The organism is Croceicoccus ponticola (assembly GCF_004004515.1).
Taxonomy (GTDB): Bacteria; Pseudomonadota; Alphaproteobacteria; order Sphingomonadales; family Sphingomonadaceae; genus Croceicoccus; species Croceicoccus ponticola.
Map to the genome: position 1 here is coordinate 1,093,711 of NZ_RXOL01000001.1, position 16,279 is coordinate 1,109,989.

At 63.8% G+C, this 16,279-nt stretch carries 20 protein-coding genes; 10 read left to right on the forward strand and 10 right to left on the reverse strand.

What is annotated here, in order from left to right:
• Window positions 1–16: 16 nt before the first annotated feature.
• The gene (coxB, locus tag EKN06_RS05250; protein WP_127612012.1) at window positions 17–1,045 is read right to left on the reverse strand and encodes a cytochrome c oxidase subunit II; all 1,029 of its coding nucleotides are present in this window, start codon (window positions 1,043–1,045) and stop codon (window positions 17–19) included.
• A 311-nt stretch (window positions 1,046–1,356) separates the two neighbouring features.
• On the opposite strand from coxB, the gene pyrE reads away from it, so the two are divergent.
• From pyrE to ruvX, 7 genes are read left to right on the forward strand one after another with little or no spacing between them, the layout of a single operon-like run.
• On the forward strand, window positions 1,357–1,938 hold the full coding sequence (pyrE, locus tag EKN06_RS05255; RefSeq protein ID WP_127611757.1) for an orotate phosphoribosyltransferase: 582 nt from the start codon (window positions 1,357–1,359) through the stop codon (window positions 1,936–1,938).
• Between the two features lie 12 nt (window positions 1,939–1,950).
• Window positions 1,951–2,736 carry a pyridoxine 5'-phosphate synthase gene (locus EKN06_RS05260; RefSeq protein WP_127611758.1) on the forward strand — a complete coding sequence of 262 codons (786 nt, stop codon included), beginning with the start codon at window positions 1,951–1,953 and terminating at the stop codon, window positions 2,734–2,736.
• Complete coding sequence (gene acpS, locus EKN06_RS05265) at window positions 2,733–3,170, forward strand: holo-ACP synthase (RefSeq protein ID WP_127611759.1); 438 nt, start codon at window positions 2,733–2,735, stop codon at window positions 3,168–3,170. The genes EKN06_RS05260 and acpS overlap by 4 nt, the downstream gene beginning before the upstream one ends.
• The gene (gene lepB / locus EKN06_RS05270) at window positions 3,170–4,096 is read left to right on the forward strand and encodes a signal peptidase I (RefSeq protein WP_127611760.1); all 927 of its coding nucleotides are present in this window, start codon (window positions 3,170–3,172) and stop codon (window positions 4,094–4,096) included. Before acpS ends, lepB begins: the two co-directional genes overlap by 1 nt.
• Window positions 4,096–5,232 carry an AI-2E family transporter gene (locus EKN06_RS05275; protein WP_127611761.1) on the forward strand — a complete coding sequence of 379 codons (1,137 nt, stop codon included), beginning with the start codon at window positions 4,096–4,098 and terminating at the stop codon, window positions 5,230–5,232. The genes lepB and EKN06_RS05275 overlap by 1 nt, the downstream gene beginning before the upstream one ends.
• Entirely contained in the window at window positions 5,232–6,521 is a 1,290-nt protein-coding gene (locus tag EKN06_RS05280) for a DUF3089 domain-containing protein (RefSeq protein WP_127611762.1), read from the forward strand. Before EKN06_RS05275 ends, EKN06_RS05280 begins: the two co-directional genes overlap by 1 nt.
• The gene (ruvX, locus tag EKN06_RS05285) at window positions 6,518–6,991 is read left to right on the forward strand and encodes a Holliday junction resolvase RuvX (protein ID WP_127611763.1); all 474 of its coding nucleotides are present in this window, start codon (window positions 6,518–6,520) and stop codon (window positions 6,989–6,991) included. Before EKN06_RS05280 ends, ruvX begins: the two co-directional genes overlap by 4 nt.
• Before the next feature lie 290 nt (window positions 6,992–7,281).
• Here the strand turns inward: ruvX and EKN06_RS05290 are convergent, their stop codons facing one another.
• From EKN06_RS05290 to argH, 4 genes are read right to left on the reverse strand one after another with little or no spacing between them, the layout of a single operon-like run.
• Entirely contained in the window at window positions 7,282–8,061 is a 780-nt protein-coding gene (locus EKN06_RS05290; RefSeq protein WP_127611764.1) for a precorrin-2 dehydrogenase/sirohydrochlorin ferrochelatase family protein, read from the reverse strand.
• Window position 8,062: 1 nt separating this feature from the next.
• On the reverse strand, window positions 8,063–9,322 hold the full coding sequence (gene lysA / locus EKN06_RS05295) for a diaminopimelate decarboxylase (RefSeq protein ID WP_127611765.1): 1,260 nt from the start codon (window positions 9,320–9,322) through the stop codon (window positions 8,063–8,065).
• A 6-nt stretch (window positions 9,323–9,328) separates the two neighbouring features.
• Window positions 9,329–9,583 carry a hypothetical protein gene (locus EKN06_RS05300; RefSeq protein ID WP_127611766.1) on the reverse strand — a complete coding sequence of 85 codons (255 nt, stop codon included), beginning with the start codon at window positions 9,581–9,583 and terminating at the stop codon, window positions 9,329–9,331.
• Complete coding sequence (argH, locus tag EKN06_RS05305; RefSeq protein WP_127612013.1) at window positions 9,580–10,962, reverse strand: argininosuccinate lyase; 1,383 nt, start codon at window positions 10,960–10,962, stop codon at window positions 9,580–9,582. Before argH ends, EKN06_RS05300 begins: the two co-directional genes overlap by 4 nt.
• 55 nt (window positions 10,963–11,017) lie before the next feature.
• Between argH and EKN06_RS05310 the strand changes: the two genes are divergently transcribed.
• Entirely contained in the window at window positions 11,018–11,629 is a 612-nt protein-coding gene (locus EKN06_RS05310) for a TlpA family protein disulfide reductase (protein ID WP_338068070.1), read from the forward strand.
• Between the two features lie 18 nt (window positions 11,630–11,647).
• Here EKN06_RS05310 and EKN06_RS05315 read toward each other — a convergent pair whose 3' ends face one another.
• Window positions 11,648–12,448, reverse strand: coding sequence for a universal stress protein (locus tag EKN06_RS05315; protein ID WP_127611768.1), 801 nt, complete (start codon window positions 12,446–12,448; stop codon window positions 11,648–11,650).
• Between the two features lie 236 nt (window positions 12,449–12,684).
• On the opposite strand from EKN06_RS05315, the gene EKN06_RS05320 reads away from it, so the two are divergent.
• Entirely contained in the window at window positions 12,685–13,092 is a 408-nt protein-coding gene (locus tag EKN06_RS05320; protein WP_127611769.1) for a DUF3775 domain-containing protein, read from the forward strand.
• Window positions 13,092–13,637 (forward strand): YbhB/YbcL family Raf kinase inhibitor-like protein, encoded by a 546-nt coding sequence (locus EKN06_RS05325; protein WP_205693808.1) that lies wholly within the window; start codon window positions 13,092–13,094, stop codon window positions 13,635–13,637. Before EKN06_RS05320 ends, EKN06_RS05325 begins: the two co-directional genes overlap by 1 nt.
• 14 nt (window positions 13,638–13,651) lie before the next feature.
• Here the strand turns inward: EKN06_RS05325 and EKN06_RS05330 are convergent, their stop codons facing one another.
• From EKN06_RS05330 to EKN06_RS05345, 4 genes are all read right to left on the reverse strand, one after another.
• Complete coding sequence (locus EKN06_RS05330; RefSeq protein WP_127611770.1) at window positions 13,652–14,548, reverse strand: helix-hairpin-helix domain-containing protein; 897 nt, start codon at window positions 14,546–14,548, stop codon at window positions 13,652–13,654.
• Between the two features lie 9 nt (window positions 14,549–14,557).
• A complete protein-coding gene (locus tag EKN06_RS05335; RefSeq protein ID WP_127611771.1) occupies window positions 14,558–15,127 on the reverse strand; it encodes an HPF/RaiA family ribosome-associated protein in 570 nt (189 codons plus the stop codon).
• Window positions 15,128–15,165: 38 nt separating this feature from the next.
• Window positions 15,166–15,612, reverse strand: a complete 447-nt coding sequence (locus EKN06_RS05340) for a DUF2267 domain-containing protein (RefSeq protein WP_127611772.1) — start codon at window positions 15,610–15,612, stop codon at window positions 15,166–15,168.
• A 139-nt stretch (window positions 15,613–15,751) separates the two neighbouring features.
• A complete protein-coding gene (locus EKN06_RS05345) occupies window positions 15,752–16,234 on the reverse strand; it encodes a response regulator (RefSeq protein ID WP_127611773.1) in 483 nt (160 codons plus the stop codon).
• Window positions 16,235–16,279 lie beyond the last annotated feature (45 nt).

Consider the following 16,279-nt stretch of genomic DNA (forward strand, 5'->3'; position numbering starts at 1 on the left):
TGCGGAATTTCTTGGCTCAGGCCGTCGTGCTGTCGGCGGCGGCAGGCTTTTCAGCCTCGGGTGCGGTCTTGTCGGAAGGCGCGGCTACCGCTGCTGCGGCAGGAGTAGCTGCAGCCGGCGCCGCTTTTGCTGGCGCCTGCTTGCTCGACGGAAGTTCGCCACCCTGTTCGAGCACCCAGGCTTCGTACTGGGCCATCGGCAAAGCTTCGACCGCAATCGGCATGTAGCCATGGCGTGCGCCGCAAAGTTCCGAACACTGGCCGTAGTAGACACCCGGTTCCTTGATGAACATCGTCTTTTCGTTCAGGCGACCTGGAACGGCATCCAGCTTGAACCAGAGCGAAGGCACCGCGAACGAGTGGATCACGTCCATGCCCATCGTCTGGATCCGGATCGGCACGCCGACGGGAACGACCATGCGATTGTCCACCGCCAGTTGCGAAGGCTCGCCGTTGGCGATCGCCTCTGCCTCCGGCAGCATGTTCGAAATGACCTCGAACCCGCCGTTGTCGGGATATTCGTAGCCCCAGTACCACTGGTAGCCGTTTACCTTGACCGTCACCGCATTCTTGGGCGGCGATTCGTATTGAGTCGCAAGAAGGTCGATCGACGGCACCGCGATGCCGAGCAGAATGAGCACCGGCAAACCGGTCCAGATCACTTCGATCAGGGTATTGTGGCTGGTTTTCGAAGCGACCGGGTTACGGCTCTTGCGATAACGCACCATGACCCAAAGCATCAGCAGCAGGACGAACAGCGTGATGACCGTGATAAGCGGCATCAGGATCGCATCGTGCATCCAAGAACCATAGTCGCCGATCGGCGAGTACTGGTCCTGGAACCAGATCGCGCCGTCCTCCGGCATGCCTTTGCCCGGCGTCGGTTTCATCGGAACATAGCCGCCGGTCGCCACCTCTGCAGCCGCAGCAGTCGCTACCGCGACGGGTGCGTCGGCGGTTGCAACGGCAGCCATGGCCACCTGAGGCAGGATGGCCAGCGAAGTCGCGGCCCCTGCGATAAACTGAACAGTACGGCGGATTCCCATCACCAGTCTGTCGCCTTCCTTGCGTATTTTCAAAACAATCGGACCCCGCTGCAACTGCAGGTCGGGTACCAGATTGTCCCCGGAACGTCCCCGGATCGTCGTCGCACGCACCCCCTGAAGGTCCGCTTGCGAGGGGGCCTATACGCGCGCTTGCGGCACGTCTCAAGCACCTCTAGGGGATATTTTTGCACTGCGGCGCAGCGTACCGTCCATCGTACCATTGGCTCACCCTGTCGCTGCGTGGCCTGCCCACCGCCGTTCCGGCCCTCTAACGGGTCGCTCGAACGATGCCAGAAAGACGATTGCCAAGCATGACCGACGAAGACGTCCTCTCCGAATTCCGAGCTGCCGGCGCCCTTCTCGAAGGGCATTTCCTGCTCTCGTCCGGCCGTCACAGCGCGCATTACCTGCAGTGCGCTCGCGTTCTGATGAACCCCGACCGTGCCGGCAGGCTTGCCGTAGCGCTTGCCGCAAAACTGCCGCGCGACCTGCGCGCCAAGATCGACAAAGTCGTGTCGCCCGCAATGGGCGGTCTGATCATCGGGCATGAAATGGGCCGCGCGCTCAACGTCGATGCGGTGTTCGTGGAACGCCCCACCGGCACGTTCGAATTGCGCCGGGGCTTTTCGATCGAGCCGGGCGAACGGATCCTGCTGGTCGAGGATGTCGTCACCACGGGGCTTTCCAGCCGCGAAGCGATCAAGGCCGTTGAAGCCGAGGGCGGCAAGGTCGTCGCTCTCGCCTGCCTTGTCGACCGGACTGGCGGTCAGGCCGAATTCGACGTGCCATTCGAACCGCTCGTGTCGTTGACGTTCCCGACATATGCCGACGACGAACTGCCTCCCGAACTGGCTGCCACCCCTGCGGTGAAGCCGGGCAGCCGCAAGGCCTGAGGACGACGAGCGATGAGCGAATTGCCGCCCCCACATAACGTGCGCCCCAATTACTTGCGCCCCGACAGGCTGCGCCTCGGCGTCAACATCGATCATGTCGCCACGATCCGCAACGCGCGCGGCGGAGATCATCCCGATCCGGTCCGCGCGGCCGAAATCGTCGCGGCGGTGGGCGGCGACGGCATTACCGCGCACTTGCGCGAAGACCGCCGCCACATTCGCGACGGCGACCTTTCGCGCATTCAGTCGGCGACCGGCCTTCCGCTCAACCTCGAAATGGCGGCGACGGACGAGATGCTCGAAATCGCGCTGGCCCACAGCCCGCACGCCGCGTGCATCGTGCCGGAAAAGCGAGAGGAGCGGACCACCGAAGGCGGGCTGGACGCAGCAGGTCAGCACAACCGCCTCGCTCCGATCTGTGCGCGTCTGGCCGATGCCGGCATCCGCGTGTCGCTGTTCATCGAAGCGGAAGAGCGTCAGATCGAGGCCGCCATGCGGCTTGGCGCGCCGGTGGTTGAATTTCACACCGGCGAATATGCCCACGCATTCATCGACGGCGATCGGGACAAGACGGCGCGCGAACTGAAGCGAATCGCCGACATGGCCGCGCTCGCCGTGAAAAACGGGATCGAGCCTCATGCCGGGCATGGCCTCAATTACGACAATGTCACGCCGATTGCCGCTATCCCGCAGATTGCCGAACTGAACATCGGGCATTACCTGATCGGCGAAGCGGTGTTCGTCGGGCTGGAAAGCGCGGTGCGCCGCATGCGCGAATTGATGGACGAAGCGCGGTGATCATCGGCATGGGGTCCGACCTTTGCAACATCGACCGGATCCAGAACTCGCTGGATCGGTTCGGCGAGCGATTCGAACTGCGCGTATTTACCGAAATCGAGCGCCGCAAGGCTGCGCGAAGGCCGTTTACCCGCGCCGGCACCTTCGCCAAGCGATTCGCCGCCAAAGAGGCATTTTCGAAAGCGGTCGGCACCGGGTTCAAGCGCGGCGTGTTCATGAAGGACATCGGCGTCGTCAACGCACCGTCGGGCGCGCCGACGCTTGCCCTGACTGGCGGCGCGGCCTTGCGGCTGGCCGAAATGACGCCCGATGGGCACAAGGCGCACGTTCACCTGACCCTGACCGACGATCATCCCTGGGCGCAGGCCTTTGTCGTGATCGAAGCGCGTCCCGTGATCCCTGAAAGCCCCGTCATTCCAGAAAGCCTCTCCTGATGTCGCTGTTTCGAAAGCGGGAAACCGTCCCGCCAGCTCCGCAGAGCCTGACGAAAGAACGCGACGACGGTCATTCTTGGTTGCAGGAGATCATGGGCCTGCTGGTCATGCTGTTCGCGGTGATCGCGTTCCACAGCCTTGTCGCCAAGCCGTTTTACATACCGTCGATCTCAATGATGCCGAACCTGCTGGTCGGAGACAGGCTGATCGTCAGCAAGTATCCCTATGGCTGGTCCTGGGTATCGGCGAGCTTTCACATCCTGCCGCGTAGCCAGACCCGCGTCCTGCCCGGCACGCCCGAATATGGCGACATCGTCATTGTCGTCCCGCCCTATGCGACCGACGACTGGATCAAGCGCGTCGTCGCCCTGCCCGGTGATCGAATCGCGGTTGAGGACGGTCGCATCGTGTTGAACGGCGTCGTCGTACAGCAACAGGTGGAACCGCCGCTCGATCTGCCGGTCGATGCCAACGCGCCGTGCGAGGACTATACGTTCCCTTATCTGCGCAAGCGTCTGCCTTCGGGCCGCGAGGTTTGCGAACTGCCGATGCTGCGCGAAACGCTGCCCAATGGGGCAAGCTACGTCGTGATCGACCACATGGAAAACCAGCCACTCGACGACATGGCCGAAATCGTGGTTCCCGCGGATCATGTCTTCCTCATGGGGGACAATCGCGACCACAGCGCCGACAGCCGCGAAATGACAGAGGGTAAGGGTCTGAACGGTCCGGTGCCGCTCGCGAATATCGGAGGTCGGGCCGAGTTCATCACATTTTCTCTCGATGGAACCGAAGGTTGGAACCCGTTGTCGTGGTGGGACGCCTTGCGAACGGGCCGCGCCTGGCGCAGTCTGCGTCCGGTAATCCGCGAACAGGCCCCTTCGGTTGCGCAAGAGACCGTTTCGCACATGGGGGAACAAGCCTGATGGATGTCGACAGCGCGCAGCCGCAATCGCAGAGCCCGACCACGATAGCCGATCCTCGGCTTCGGTTCGAAGCGCACAGGGCGGCCGTTTGGGCGCTGGTCGTGGTTCTGGTGGGTCTTGCGATCTACTTGTCGCAGGCGTTGCTTGTCATTTTCGGCGGCATGGTTTTTGCCGCGATCATTGACGGCGGAGCGCGCCTGCTTGGCCGCATCATGCCTGTCGGACGCGGCATCCGCATCGGCATCGTCCTTCTACTCGGTCTTGCCTTCGTCGCGTGGGTCGTGATCTTCGCCGGCACGCAGATCGCGGACCAGGCGGCAAAATTTCCCGCGCTGATCGAGGAGCAAGTCCTGCGCGCCATCGCCTGGCTCAACCAGCAGGGTTTCGCGATCAACAGCGAAAGCATTTCAGGCCTGGTCCAGCAATCGGCTGGCGGCGTAGGGCAGCTTACGCGCGCGGTCGGCGGGATCATCGGCGGGTTTACCACCCTGTTCCTGATCCTCATCATCGGCATCTACATCGCATTGGAACCACGCCTTTACGAACGCGGCGTCGCTTGGATGCTCCCCGATTCGAGCCGTGACAGCTTCCTGGAACTGGCGGACAAGATGGCCTTCGCCCTGCGTCGGCTGATGTTCGGACGGCTGGTCGGCATGGTGTTCGAAGGGGTCATCACCTGGGCCGCGCTGGCGCTTTACGGTGTGCCGATGGCGGCACTTCTTGGCCTCTTGACCGGGCTGCTTGCCTTTATCCCCAATCTGGGCGCGCTGGTTGCCGGGCTGTTGATGGTACTTGTCGGATTTTCGGGTGGCACCGACATGGCGCTTTACTGTGTGGGAGTATATCTCGTCGTGCAGACGTTCGACGGGTACATCGTCGTGCCGTTGATCGCAAAAAAGACCGTCGATCTGGCCCCCGCTCTGGTGCTGGGCATGCAGCTCATATTCGGCATCCTGTTCGGCATTATCGGACTGGCACTCGCCGATCCGCTGGTGGCGATGATCAAGGTTATGCTCGAACACCGCAGCGAAACGGCCGAACACGAGCTCGAAGGGGAAAGCCCCCAAACAGCGGGAGGCGGACCGGCAGGGCGCCAGACGCCCGACCCTTCCCCCGTTCCGGAGCCCGCAACCTGATGGTCCGCAAATTTCTCTACTTCGTCGCGTTCTGTGTGGTTCTGGTGATTGCCGGGGGCATCGTGCTCACCATCTGGTCCAAGGAACTGACCGAACTGGCGTTCACGCCCAAGGGCGAATTCGTCGCGCAAGACCCGCTGGCAGGCAATGCGTACGAAGATTCGGCGATGTGGATCAGCCGTCCGGGCATGGGCGCGTCGGACCCTGCCAAATGGCGGCCGCAGATGGCGCCCGGTAATGAAATGCCGTCCAAGGCGGCTGTCTTCTTCATCCACCCGACCAGCTACTTGTCGCGCGACAATTGGAACGCGCCGCTTGACGATGTGAACGCGCGTTCGGGGGCGGAAATGTTTGTGCGCGGGCTGGCCAGCCCGTTCAACCGATCCATCGACATCTGGGCCCCGCGTTATCGCCAGGCGGCCGTCGGCGCATTCCTGACAAAGGGCGAGAACAAGGCCCGCGCCATCGATCTGGCCTATGCCGACGTGGCAAAGGCGTTCGACTATTTCGCCGCCAGCATCGGCAAGGACCAGCCCATAGTGCTGGCCGCGCACAGCCAGGGTGCGCTGCATCTCAAGCGGCTGCTCGCCGAAAAGGTCGCCGGCACCCCGCTCGCCGACAAGGTGATCGCCGCATATGTCGCCGGCTGGCCGATATCGATGGAGCGTGACCTGCCGGCCATGGGGCTTCCCGCCTGCGCCACCGCCAATCAGGCGGGCTGCGTGATGAGCTGGCAAAGCTATGCCGAACCGGCTGACGCATCGCTGCTGTTCGCCGCCTATGACGAGGGCGTGACGCTCGACGGGAAGCCGCTGGCGAAGACCGACACGCTTTGCACCAACCCGATCACCGGCACGATCGACGGCGAGGCACCGGCCAGCGCCAACACCGGGACGCTGGTCCCCAATGGCGACATCACGAACGGCAAGATCGTCGTGGGCGCCGTTCCCGCACGATGCTCCGAAGACCACCTGCTGCTGGTCGGCAACCCGCCGATCATGGGCAACGCGGTCCTGCCGGGCAACAATTACCACGTTTACGATATCCCGCTGTTCTGGATGAACATCAGGCAGGATTTCGCCCGCCGCGAAAACGCCTGGCTCGAATCACACGGCCTGCCCAGCGGTCAGGCGGTGCCTGCACCTGCTGCGCCCAGCCCGATCCCTTCAGCCAGCCCAGTCCCTTCGGAAAGCCCGGTCCCTTCGGCCAGCCCGATCATGACCAGGGCCAGCGCGAGCCCGGCCATGGCCGCAACCCCTGCGCCGTCCCCTGCCGCCAGCGCCCGGTGATAACCGACAACGCGCACGCTTTTGCCGCCGCCCTGCCCGACGGCGGCGTGCTGCTGGGACTGGACCCCGGGACCAAGACGGTGGGTATCGCGACTTGCGATGCGGGCTGGCGCTTTGCAACGGCGGGAAAGACGATCCCGCGCGGGAAATACGCGGCGCTGCGCACGGCTCTGGCGGAGCTGGCGAAACAGCGTTCGATCAAGGGTTTCGTGCTGGGCCTGCCGCGCAATATGGACGGAACAGAAGGACCAAGGGCGCAAGCAACGCGAGCATTGGCGCGGAACCTGGAGGACAACTTTGCGCTGCCGATCCTGTTATGGGATGAGCGGTTGTCGACGATGGGCGCAGAGCGCGCGATGATCGATCAGGACATGAGCCGCGCCAAAAGGGCCGAACGGATCGACAGCCACGCGGCGGCCATCATCCTGCAATGTGCGCTGGACGCGATGGTGCGCGACGCGCTGGATTGAGTTGGTCGGATAGAGCCGCCCGCTCCGCCCACAAACGGGGCGGAGGGGCCGCTCGAACTGGATCAGGCCTTGGCCGCTTCGTTGATCGCGTCCTGCTTGACGATCATCTTCGTCGCCATGATCGATGCGCCAAAGCTTACGACTACGCCTGCTGCTGCCATTACTACCAACATGATGATTCTCCGTACTGAAAAAGGGGCCTTAACAATCCCTGTTAGTACCTCCGAATCATTAAAGCTTGGTTATTGCGAGGCGATGATTGATCCCGGTTCGAAAAATACTGTCGGGAGTCAGGCTGGCATCCGCAAGACGACGACAAGCCCCGCACCCTCTAGTCCGCGCAATGTGTCTTCCGCCGGCATCCGAATCGCATCGGCCCGTGCGCGAATAAGAATCGCTTCGGGCACATCGGCATCGTGCGCCACGACATCGGCACTGCCCAGCAGCCTTGCTTCGCGCAGGGTGAGATCGTCGGGATCGCGGGATCGCAAGCTGATTTCGTGAATGCCCTGCGGCGCGCTGTCGCCATCGCCCGCCAGCCAGCGCTCCACCGCATCGTCCCCGCGCTGCGCAAAGATGTCGAGCGCCCCGCCCTCGTCCAGCGCGGCGTCGAGCGCGCGGCGACGTTCCGCCGATCCAGGCCAGCGCGCCTTCATTCCGGCGCGGCTCTCGCCAAGCGCGCTCGCCAAAGCACCGAGCCGCTGTGGCAGGATGCGCTCAAGCCGCAGGCGCAGGATTTTGGCAAGCCCTGCCGACGCGCCGCCCGTTCCCACCGCGATCAGCACGGGATCGCGATCGACGATCGACGGCACGGTGAAGTCGCACAGGGCGGGCCGGTCGGTGACGTTGACCAGCAACCCCTTGCACCGCAGCCGGATGGCCGCGGCCTCTGCCTGTTTCTCGTCCTCCATCGCGACGAAGCCTAGCACCGCGTGGTGCGCCTCCGGCTCACCGACGCATTCGCCGCCGGCCCGTTCGACCAGCCGCCGTTTCGCGTCCGCCGCCTCGCCCTCGCCCAGCACCACGACCTTGCGGCCCGTCAGGCGGAAAAAGAGCGGGAGCGACTGCATCCTATTTCAACCAGTCGGGCACTTGTTCGGCGGCCAGGATCGTGGCCGGATCGATGCGATTGGCAACCACGGCATAGCGGTCGCCGCTCACCAGCACTTCGGGCACCAAGGGCCGCGAGTTGTAGGTATTGGCCATCGTCGCGCCATAGGCCCCGGCTGTGCGGAAAGCGACGAGATCGCCGGTCTGGACCGCGTCCATCTCGCGATTTTTGGCGAAAGTATCCGAACTTTCGCAGATCGGGCCGACGACGTTGGCCGTGGTCCGCGATCCCGTTGGCGCGACGGCGACGACATCGTGCCAGGCATCGTACATGGCCGGGCGCGCCAGATCGTTCATCGCCGCATCGACAACGATGAACGGATGGTTCGCCCCGCGCTTTACCCGCACGACCTGACTGACCAATACGCCCGAATTGCCGGTGATGACGCGGCCCGGTTCGAACATCAGCGTCACTCGCCAATCGCGGGTTACGTCAGCCACCATCGCGCCATATTCGGCAGGGGTCGGCAGCATTTCGCCCTCGCGATAAGGCACGCCCAGTCCCCCGCCCAGATCCATGTGCGTGATGACGAAGCCATCGCGCCGCAGGTCCGCCATCAAGCCGCCCATCTTGGCAAAGGCGGCGCGGCTGGGGTCTAGGTTGGTGATCTGGCTGCCGATATGCACGGCAAGCCCGCGCAAGTTCAGGCCCGGCAGGCCCGCCAGCCGCGAAAAGATGTCCTTGGCCGCGAAAAAGGGCACGCCGAACTTGTTGTCCGCCTTGCCCGTGCTGATCTTGTCGTGCGTGCCGGCATCGACATCGGGATTGACCCTGAGCGCGGCGGTGGCGGTCAGTCCGCGTTCCGCCGCGATCCGCGCGAGCTCGATGCCCTCTTCCTCGCTTTCGAGGTTGAATTGCCCGATCCCGGCCTCAACCGCTTCGGCCATTTCGGCATCGGTCTTGCCCACGCCTGAAAACACGATGTCCGCCGCCGGTATGCCCGCGGCCAGCGCGCGGCGCGCTTCGCCGATGGACACGACGTCGGCGCCGAACCCTTCGTCGCGCAGCACGCGCAGGACGGCAAGGTTGGGGTTGGATTTCACCGCAAAGGCGAAATGGGTGCTGCCGGCAGGCGTCAGCGCTTCGCGAAAGACGCGGGCATGACGGCGCAAGGTCGCTTCGGAATAAACGTAAACGGGCGTTCCCACCGCGTCGGCGATCACCGGCAGCGGCACGTTTTCGGCATGGAGCACGCCTTCATGGTACTGGAAATGGTCCACGCGGGCTTATCCTTCGGGCGGCAGGTCGAACGGATCGGCTTCGCGCTCTTCGGAACGGGTGCGCAATTCGACATTGCGTTCGGGCGCGGCCTGAGTTGCCCGTTCGAGCAAGTCATTGGCATCGGGCTGATGGTCCGCGCCGAACGGGGTGGGCGGCAACGATGCGCCGGGCTTGGGCTCAAGATCGGTCTGTTGTGCGCACGCGCCCAGCGTCAATGTCAGCGCAAACGCCAATCCGGCAAAGCCAATTCCATGCTTCATGCGCCCTGCTCCATCTTCAGAACCTGCCTTGCGTCGGCCACGCGCTTGACCACTTCGGACGGTGCCGTGCCGCCATGGCTGCACCGTGCCGCGACCGACGCTTCGACCGACAGGGCATCGTACACCCGTTCATCGATCCGCGCGTCGATGGCCTTGAGGTCTTCCATCGAAAGCTGGTCCAGTGCCACGCCTTTGCTTTCGGCAAGCTTGACCGCCGCGCCGGTGATGTGATGCGCTTCGCGGAACGGAATGTCCGCCTGACGCACCAGCCAGTCGGCAAGATCGGTCGCGGTGGCGTAGCCCAGTTCCGCCGCCTGACGCATGCGATCGGTGCGAAACGTGGCTTCGGCCACCATGCCGGTCATCGCCGCGATGGACAGCGCCAGCAGCGATGCGGCTTCGAACACCGGCGGCTTGTCGTCCTGCATGTCCTTCGAATAAGCGAGCGGCAGCCCCTTCATCGTGACCATCAGCGCTGTGAGGCAGCCGACGATCCGGCCCGCGTGGCCGCGCACCAGTTCGGCGGCGTCGGGGTTCTTTTTCTGCGGCATGATGGAACTGCCGGTCGACAGCGCGTCGGGCATCCGGATGAAGCCGAAGGGCTGGCTGGCCCAGATGATCATTTCTTCGGCCAGACGCGACAGGTGCAGCGAACATTGCGCCGCCGCCTGAAGGTAATCGAGCGCGAAGTCACGATCCGACACGCCGTCGAGGCTGTTGTCCGTCGGCTTGGCAAAGCCCAGCGCGCGCGCCGTGCTGTCGCGGTCCAGCGGAAATCCGGTTCCGGCCAGCGCTGCGCTGCCCAGCGGGCTCTCGTTCATGCGCACCCGCGCATCGGCAAAACGCGAACGGTCGCGGCGAAACATCTCGTAATAGGCCATCAGGTGATGGCCCAGCGTCACCGGCTGCGCGGTTTGAAGGTGGGTAAAACCCGGCATGATGCTGTCGACATTCTCTCCTGCGCGCGTGACCAGCGCGCGTTGCAGGGCAAGCAGGCCGGCGTCCGCCTGATCCATAGCGTCACGGACCCACAGCCGGAAATCGGTCGCCACCTGGTCATTGCGGCTGCGCGCGGTGTGCAGCCGGCCCGCCACGGCGCCGATCAACTGGGTCAGCCGGTCTTCGGTCACCATGTGGATGTCTTCGAGATCCCAGTTTTCGGGCACCCCGTTCGCTTCATACTCGGCGGCGACCTGATCGAGCCCGCCCGAAATCGTGGCCGCGTCTTCGGTCGATACGATCCCCTGCGCGCCCAGCATCGCGACGTGTGCCTTGCTGGCCGCGATGTCCTGTCGCCACATGGCCTTGTCGAAAGGAATCGAGGCGTTTATCTCGCGCATGATCGCGGACGGGCCCTGAGCGAAGCGTCCGCCCCACATCTGGTTCGCCTGTTCGCCACCATGAGTACCGCCAGCATCAGTTTTGGAGGCCGAGTTGCCCGTCATCGAATCGCGTCCATCCTTGCGTCTTGCCGCCATTGCGCTGATCTGCGCCGTCCCGGCAATCGCCGCGTGCGATAGGCAAAGCGAGTCTCCTGCGCAACCGGAAGCGTCGGCCCCTGCTGCGCAAGGCGAACCTTCGGGTCCGGCAACCGGCACGTTCGACACGTCGCACGCCGGCAACACGATCCCCGATGTTGCCATTGCCCTGCCCGACGGGACGGAAAAAAGCCTGTCCTCGTTCAAGGGCAAGCCACTGCTTGTAAACCTTTGGGCGACGTGGTGCGGCCCGTGCGTGCTCGAAATGCCGATGCTCGACGCACTGGCCGTGAAACACGACGGGAAGCTGCAGGTGCTGACCGTGTCGCAGGACCTGAAGGGCGCTGCGGTCGTGGAACCGTGGTTCGCGGCAAAGGGTTTTGCCAAGCTGCAACCCTGGCTGGATCCGGATAACGACCTGACATTCGCCTTGGAAAGCGGCGTATTGCCGACGACGGTGCTATACGACGCCGACGGCAAGGAGGTGTGGCGCATGATCGGCGATCACGACTGGTCTGGTCCGGAGACCGACGACATGTTGGCAAAGGTCCTGTCGCCCGGCGCGTGAGGCGGTTCGAACCCCGCGTCAGTGCGCGATCAGCAGCGGGAATTCGCTTTCCTGCAACATCGAGCGGGTCACCCCGCCGAAAACGTATTCCGCCGCACGCGAATGGTGGAACGCGCCCATCACGATGTATCCGGCGTTTGCCGCACGGGCCCGTTCGAGGATCAGCGAATAAATCGCGTCGTCCCGCTTGCCGCGCACCATTTCCACCACCGGATGAATGCCGTGGCGCGATAGATAGCTTGCGGCGGAGTTGGCCGAATGCGTGCCCTTGTCATCGATATCGAACAGGATCGTTTCGGTGGCGAGCGCAAGCAGCGGGACCGCCGCGCGAAGGGCGGTTTCGGCCTCGTGCGATCCGTTCCATGCGATCAGCGCCGTATCGGCCAGCGCGAGCCCCCGCGCCTTTGGCGGCACAGCAAGCACGAGGTGCCCGGTCTCGCACGCGGCCTTACCCGCAAGGTTGCGCAGGTCCTCCCGCTCTTCCAGCGCGGCGCTGGACAGCACGATGAGATCGGCAAGGTCGGCGGCCTGTTCGATCGCGCGTGCCGGATCGTCCAGCACATCAGTCCAGCTCCACGACACGCCTTCGCGGGCGAGACGCTCTTCAAGCCGCTTGCGATTGGCGGTTTCCGCCTCCCGCTCGTCGGCCAGAAGGCTCGCGCCGCCGGCACCGCTGAAATAATCGCCGATATATTCGGGCATGATCGCGACATCGAGGCATTCGAGATGGCCGCCGACTGCACGTACGACATCGAGCGCGGCCTGATAGCGGGCTTCCTGCCCATCGTCGTCGTGGACCAGCAGCAAGACGTTCTTCATCGCGAGGCATCCTTATCCGGCAGTTTTTCGAAACGGTTCCGAGCCCAAACCCTAAGTCGCTTCGAATCGCCCGCCATCGGGAAACCTACGGATGGGGACCCGAGGGATGAGGAGACTGGGGGTGCGGAGACTGGGGCCAAGGGCATGCGCCTCTCTCCGGTTGATTGCGGATGGGGACGTTCCGGCGCCGGCGTTACGCAGGACTGGCGAACCCGTGAACGGAGGAACGGTGCCCCATGAGCGACGTCCTGAGCGAAAAACCCGAATTGTCGATCTCTGCCGACAAGGTCTGTTTCGTCGTCGCGCTGGCGCGCGATTTCGACGTGAAGGAAGACATCGACGACACCGAACCCCTGCCCGACGACGATGACGAAAATATCGTCTTCACCGATTTGCCCAACGATTCCTACGAAGCGGAACTAAGGGTTTTCATCGACGAACTGGACGAGGACGAACAGATCGATCTCGTCGCGCTGGCATGGCTGGGCCGAGGCGACAGCGAGCTTTCAGAATGGGACGATCTTCGCGCGCAGGCCGCCGCGGCGCATAACGACCGAACGGCGGAATACCTGATGGGCCTGCCGATCTTGGCCGACCTGTTGCAGGAGGGGTTGAGCGCGTTCGACTTGTCCTGCGACATCTGATGTTCCGGCGATTGTGGACTTTGGCGATCGCCGCGATGCTGCTCGGCATTTCGGGCGGCTGCGGCGACGCAGACAAGGCTGATAGCATGTTGATCTCCCTTCCCGACTTGCCGCCCGACGGCATGATACCGCGCAAGTTTACGTGCGATGGCGACGATTTCTCGCCAGCCCTGGCGTGGACCGATCCGCCAGCCGGCACGCAAAGCTTCGTCGTGATCGTCGACGACCCCGATGCGCCGGGCCGGACATTTGCTCACTGGGCGGCCTTTGACATCGGCGCTTCGGTGCGCCGGCTGGGCGAAGGCGCGGGGAACGCCACTGCGGCCGGATTTTCACAGGCAAACAACGATTTCGGTACGGTCGGCTATCGCGGCCCATGCCCGCCGCGCGGCCATGGCGCGCATACCTATCGCTTCAGGTTGCTCGCGCTTGACGTGGCGAAGCTTCCGGCGGGCCGATCGCCAACGGTGGCGCAAGTCGAACGGAACGCCACGCGGCACGAGCTTGCCAGTGCGATGGTGACCGCCCGCTACCGCCGCGATTGAACGCCGGTTCTGGTCTATGCCAAACCGCCGCTGTCGCCTGTCACTTCAGCTTCCCGCCCGCGCACGACACGTTGCGCGGCATGGGTGCCGCGACGTTCGGTTACGACCGTGCACTGATCCTCTGGCAGGTCGTCGGTATGGTAGAAAATGACGACCCAATCACGGTTCCTGCCCAGCGCGTGCGCCCGTTGCGTATTGGAATAAAGCGCGGTGAAGTGCCAGCCGTCGCGGGTAGTGTGCAGGATCGGCAGCCAAGCCACCTTTTCCGGATTGAACCGTCGCGGCGCGATCTTCGGCAAAGTGCCATCTTCCGCCCGTGCGCGGTATTCGCGGTCGACGTCGAGCAAGGTCGCAACGTCGGGCCGTGGCTGTCGCACCTCGGGAACGGACCGGCCGCCCCGCCCCAACCGTACTTGCCGTCCCAGCCTTTGGGCTAATCCATCCCGGACCATCCGCAACCGCCGCTCCCCAAAACCGGGCAGCCCGGCAAGGCGACCGTCGTAGGCCGCCATTTCCAGCGTCGCGAGGTCGTCGATGTGCAACCCTTCACATATCCGCGCGGCAAGCTTTGCGCCGATGCCGGGAAGGGTGGTGAACAGGCTCGCCGGATCGGTATCGCCACGCAATCGGTCAAGCTGGCTCCATCCGCCGGTGACGACCATCTCGGCAATCGCCGCCGCGATCCCGCGCCCGATGGTCGGCAAAGCTTCCAATCCGGCGCGCCCCCCCTTGGCCATCACGGATGCGACCGGCGTCGCCAAGCCGGCGACGGTATCCGCCGCCCGGCGATAAGCGCGCACGCGGAATGGCCCTGCCTCCTGCTGTTCCAGAAGATCGGCATATTCGTGCAAGCGGTCCGCAACGACGCGGTTGACCGCAAGGTCGGCCAGCGGCTTCGTGGCGGTGGCCATCGCAGCCGGTCAGATTCGCAAGTGATGCCGGTCGAGCGGCTTGACGAGGCTCGCCTGCGGCCCCTTGTCACCCTGCGACGGCACGAAGCTGACGCGGGCGCCGACTTCGATGTCGTCCATCCGCCCGTTGGCCAGCGCATTTCGGTGGAAATAGACCTCCGACCCGTCGGCGTCTTCGAGAAACCCGTATTCACCCGATGGGTCGATGCGCGCGACTTTTGCGGTCGGCGCTTCTTCGTGAGACTTCACCGCCCCCTGCATGCGACGCACTTCGTCCTGCAACCTGCGGCGCACGCGCTTGAATGCGTCGTCGATGGCGAACATCGCATGGCTGTGCCGTTCGTCCAGATCGTGGCTCCGATCGACATCGACATGGCGTCCGCCGGGCAAAGACAGGTGGATGTTCACGCCAAACTGGCCGCCGGTGCGATGTCGTCCGCTTGGCGGCCTGATGACGACGCGGGCAGCGATGATCCGGTTAAAAACGCTTTCCAGCGCATCGACGCGTTCGCGCACGTGTGCGCGCAATTCGTCGCTGATTTCGCCACCTTGCAGATCGATCTGGACGGGAACTTCCATGTCCGGCGCCCTCCTTTTTTTCATCAATGATGCGTCGCTCAACCCGCGACGGCGTCAGTTTCCAGAACCCAGAGCGCCCGGATGCCGTGAGGCAAGGCGTTGCGGACCTTGGCGATTTCCCCTGCCGAAACATGACGTTCGAGCACGGCGAACACCGCAGCCACCGCGACTTTGGGATCGACGGGTCGGATATCACCCATCCATTTCGACACCTCTTTGAGGAACTCCTCGCCCGTCGTGATGGCGGTGGGCGTCTTTGCGGGCTGATAGAGATCGTAATAGACCCCGCGAACCATCAGCGGCAGCTGCGCCGCCAGATGCGCGGCAAGGTCGGGCTGAAGCCGGTCACGCAATTTGTGGAGTACTGTCGACAATACCTTCCACGCGACGTGCCGGTCGGGTCCGACGAATTGCGTTATTTCATCGAGCCAGATGTTGGTCGTCTGGATCGTCTTGTCGAACACGTCGAGACCGGTCGTACTCATCGTCATCCTCCATATCGTCAAACGGTGCACTGAGGCGGGGCAGTTCGGGCGGGGCGCATTATCGTTGTGTGTCGCCCACTTTTCGCACCACAGATCTTCGAAAATTGACCATCCGCGATGGCTTGCTGCGGCGGGGCACTCACAATGCCTGAGCGGCTTGCGCCGCTGTCTGCCTTCGCGATTTTGCAAATCTTGCGAAAATCGCCTCGCGGATAGAAGCTGGCATCATCGCGCCTCTTGCGGATTTGCCGCGGGCGTGGTGCGCCGCGCTCGCGGCAGCGTCGATCTCGTCCAGTGCGAAAACGCCTTCGCGCGAATCAAGTTCACCCATCAATTCCATCGCGTGATCCGGGTCTGCGACCGCCAGCAAGATAGCTGCCCCCGATCGGGCGGCGATGTCGTTCACAGCTGTCGCCGGAAATCCGTTCGCTTCGAGATCGCCGACGACGATCAGATCTGGCCTGTGATCTTTCACTGCCGATCGGGCGCGTGGCTGATTCCACACCTGGTCGAAGCTGGAAATGCCGCGCAGTTCCAATTGCGTCATGATCCCCCGGCTGATCACCATGTTATCTTCGATTATCAGCGCATGGCACATCGAACTGGCTCTCCCGAATCTCATGCGCAGAGCGTGCGGCAAACCCGCCTGTTGCTCACTTGGGAAATG

Coding starts and splice junctions, on each gene's coding strand:
- lepB (WP_127611760.1), top strand. CDS start 3,170: ATGTCGCTGTTTCGAAAGCGGGAAACCGTCCCGCCAGCTCCGCAGAGC.
- EKN06_RS05280 (WP_127611762.1), top strand. CDS start 5,232: ATGGTCCGCAAATTTCTCTACTTCGTCGCGTTCTGTGTGGTTCTGGTG.
- EKN06_RS05335 (WP_127611771.1), bottom strand. CDS start 15,127: ATGGAAGTTCCCGTCCAGATCGATCTGCAAGGTGGCGAAATCAGCGAC.
- coxB (WP_127612012.1), bottom strand. CDS start 1,045: ATGGGAATCCGCCGTACTGTTCAGTTTATCGCAGGGGCCGCGACTTCG.
- EKN06_RS05325 (WP_205693808.1), top strand. CDS start 13,092: ATGTTCCGGCGATTGTGGACTTTGGCGATCGCCGCGATGCTGCTCGGC.
- EKN06_RS05315 (WP_127611768.1), bottom strand. CDS start 12,448: ATGAAGAACGTCTTGCTGCTGGTCCACGACGACGATGGGCAGGAAGCC.
- pyrE (WP_127611757.1), top strand. CDS start 1,357: ATGACCGACGAAGACGTCCTCTCCGAATTCCGAGCTGCCGGCGCCCTT.
- EKN06_RS05275 (WP_127611761.1), top strand. CDS start 4,096: ATGGATGTCGACAGCGCGCAGCCGCAATCGCAGAGCCCGACCACGATA.
- EKN06_RS05340 (WP_127611772.1), bottom strand. CDS start 15,612: ATGAGTACGACCGGTCTCGACGTGTTCGACAAGACGATCCAGACGACC.
- EKN06_RS05300 (WP_127611766.1), bottom strand. CDS start 9,583: ATGAAGCATGGAATTGGCTTTGCCGGATTGGCGTTTGCGCTGACATTG.
- EKN06_RS05330 (WP_127611770.1), bottom strand. CDS start 14,548: ATGGCCACCGCCACGAAGCCGCTGGCCGACCTTGCGGTCAACCGCGTC.
- EKN06_RS05320 (WP_127611769.1), top strand. CDS start 12,685: ATGAGCGACGTCCTGAGCGAAAAACCCGAATTGTCGATCTCTGCCGAC.
- EKN06_RS05260 (WP_127611758.1), top strand. CDS start 1,951: ATGAGCGAATTGCCGCCCCCACATAACGTGCGCCCCAATTACTTGCGC.
- argH (WP_127612013.1), bottom strand. CDS start 10,962: ATGTGGGGCGGACGCTTCGCTCAGGGCCCGTCCGCGATCATGCGCGAG.
- EKN06_RS05345 (WP_127611773.1), bottom strand. CDS start 16,234: ATGAGATTCGGGAGAGCCAGTTCGATGTGCCATGCGCTGATAATCGAA.
- EKN06_RS05290 (WP_127611764.1), bottom strand. CDS start 8,061: ATGCAGTCGCTCCCGCTCTTTTTCCGCCTGACGGGCCGCAAGGTCGTG.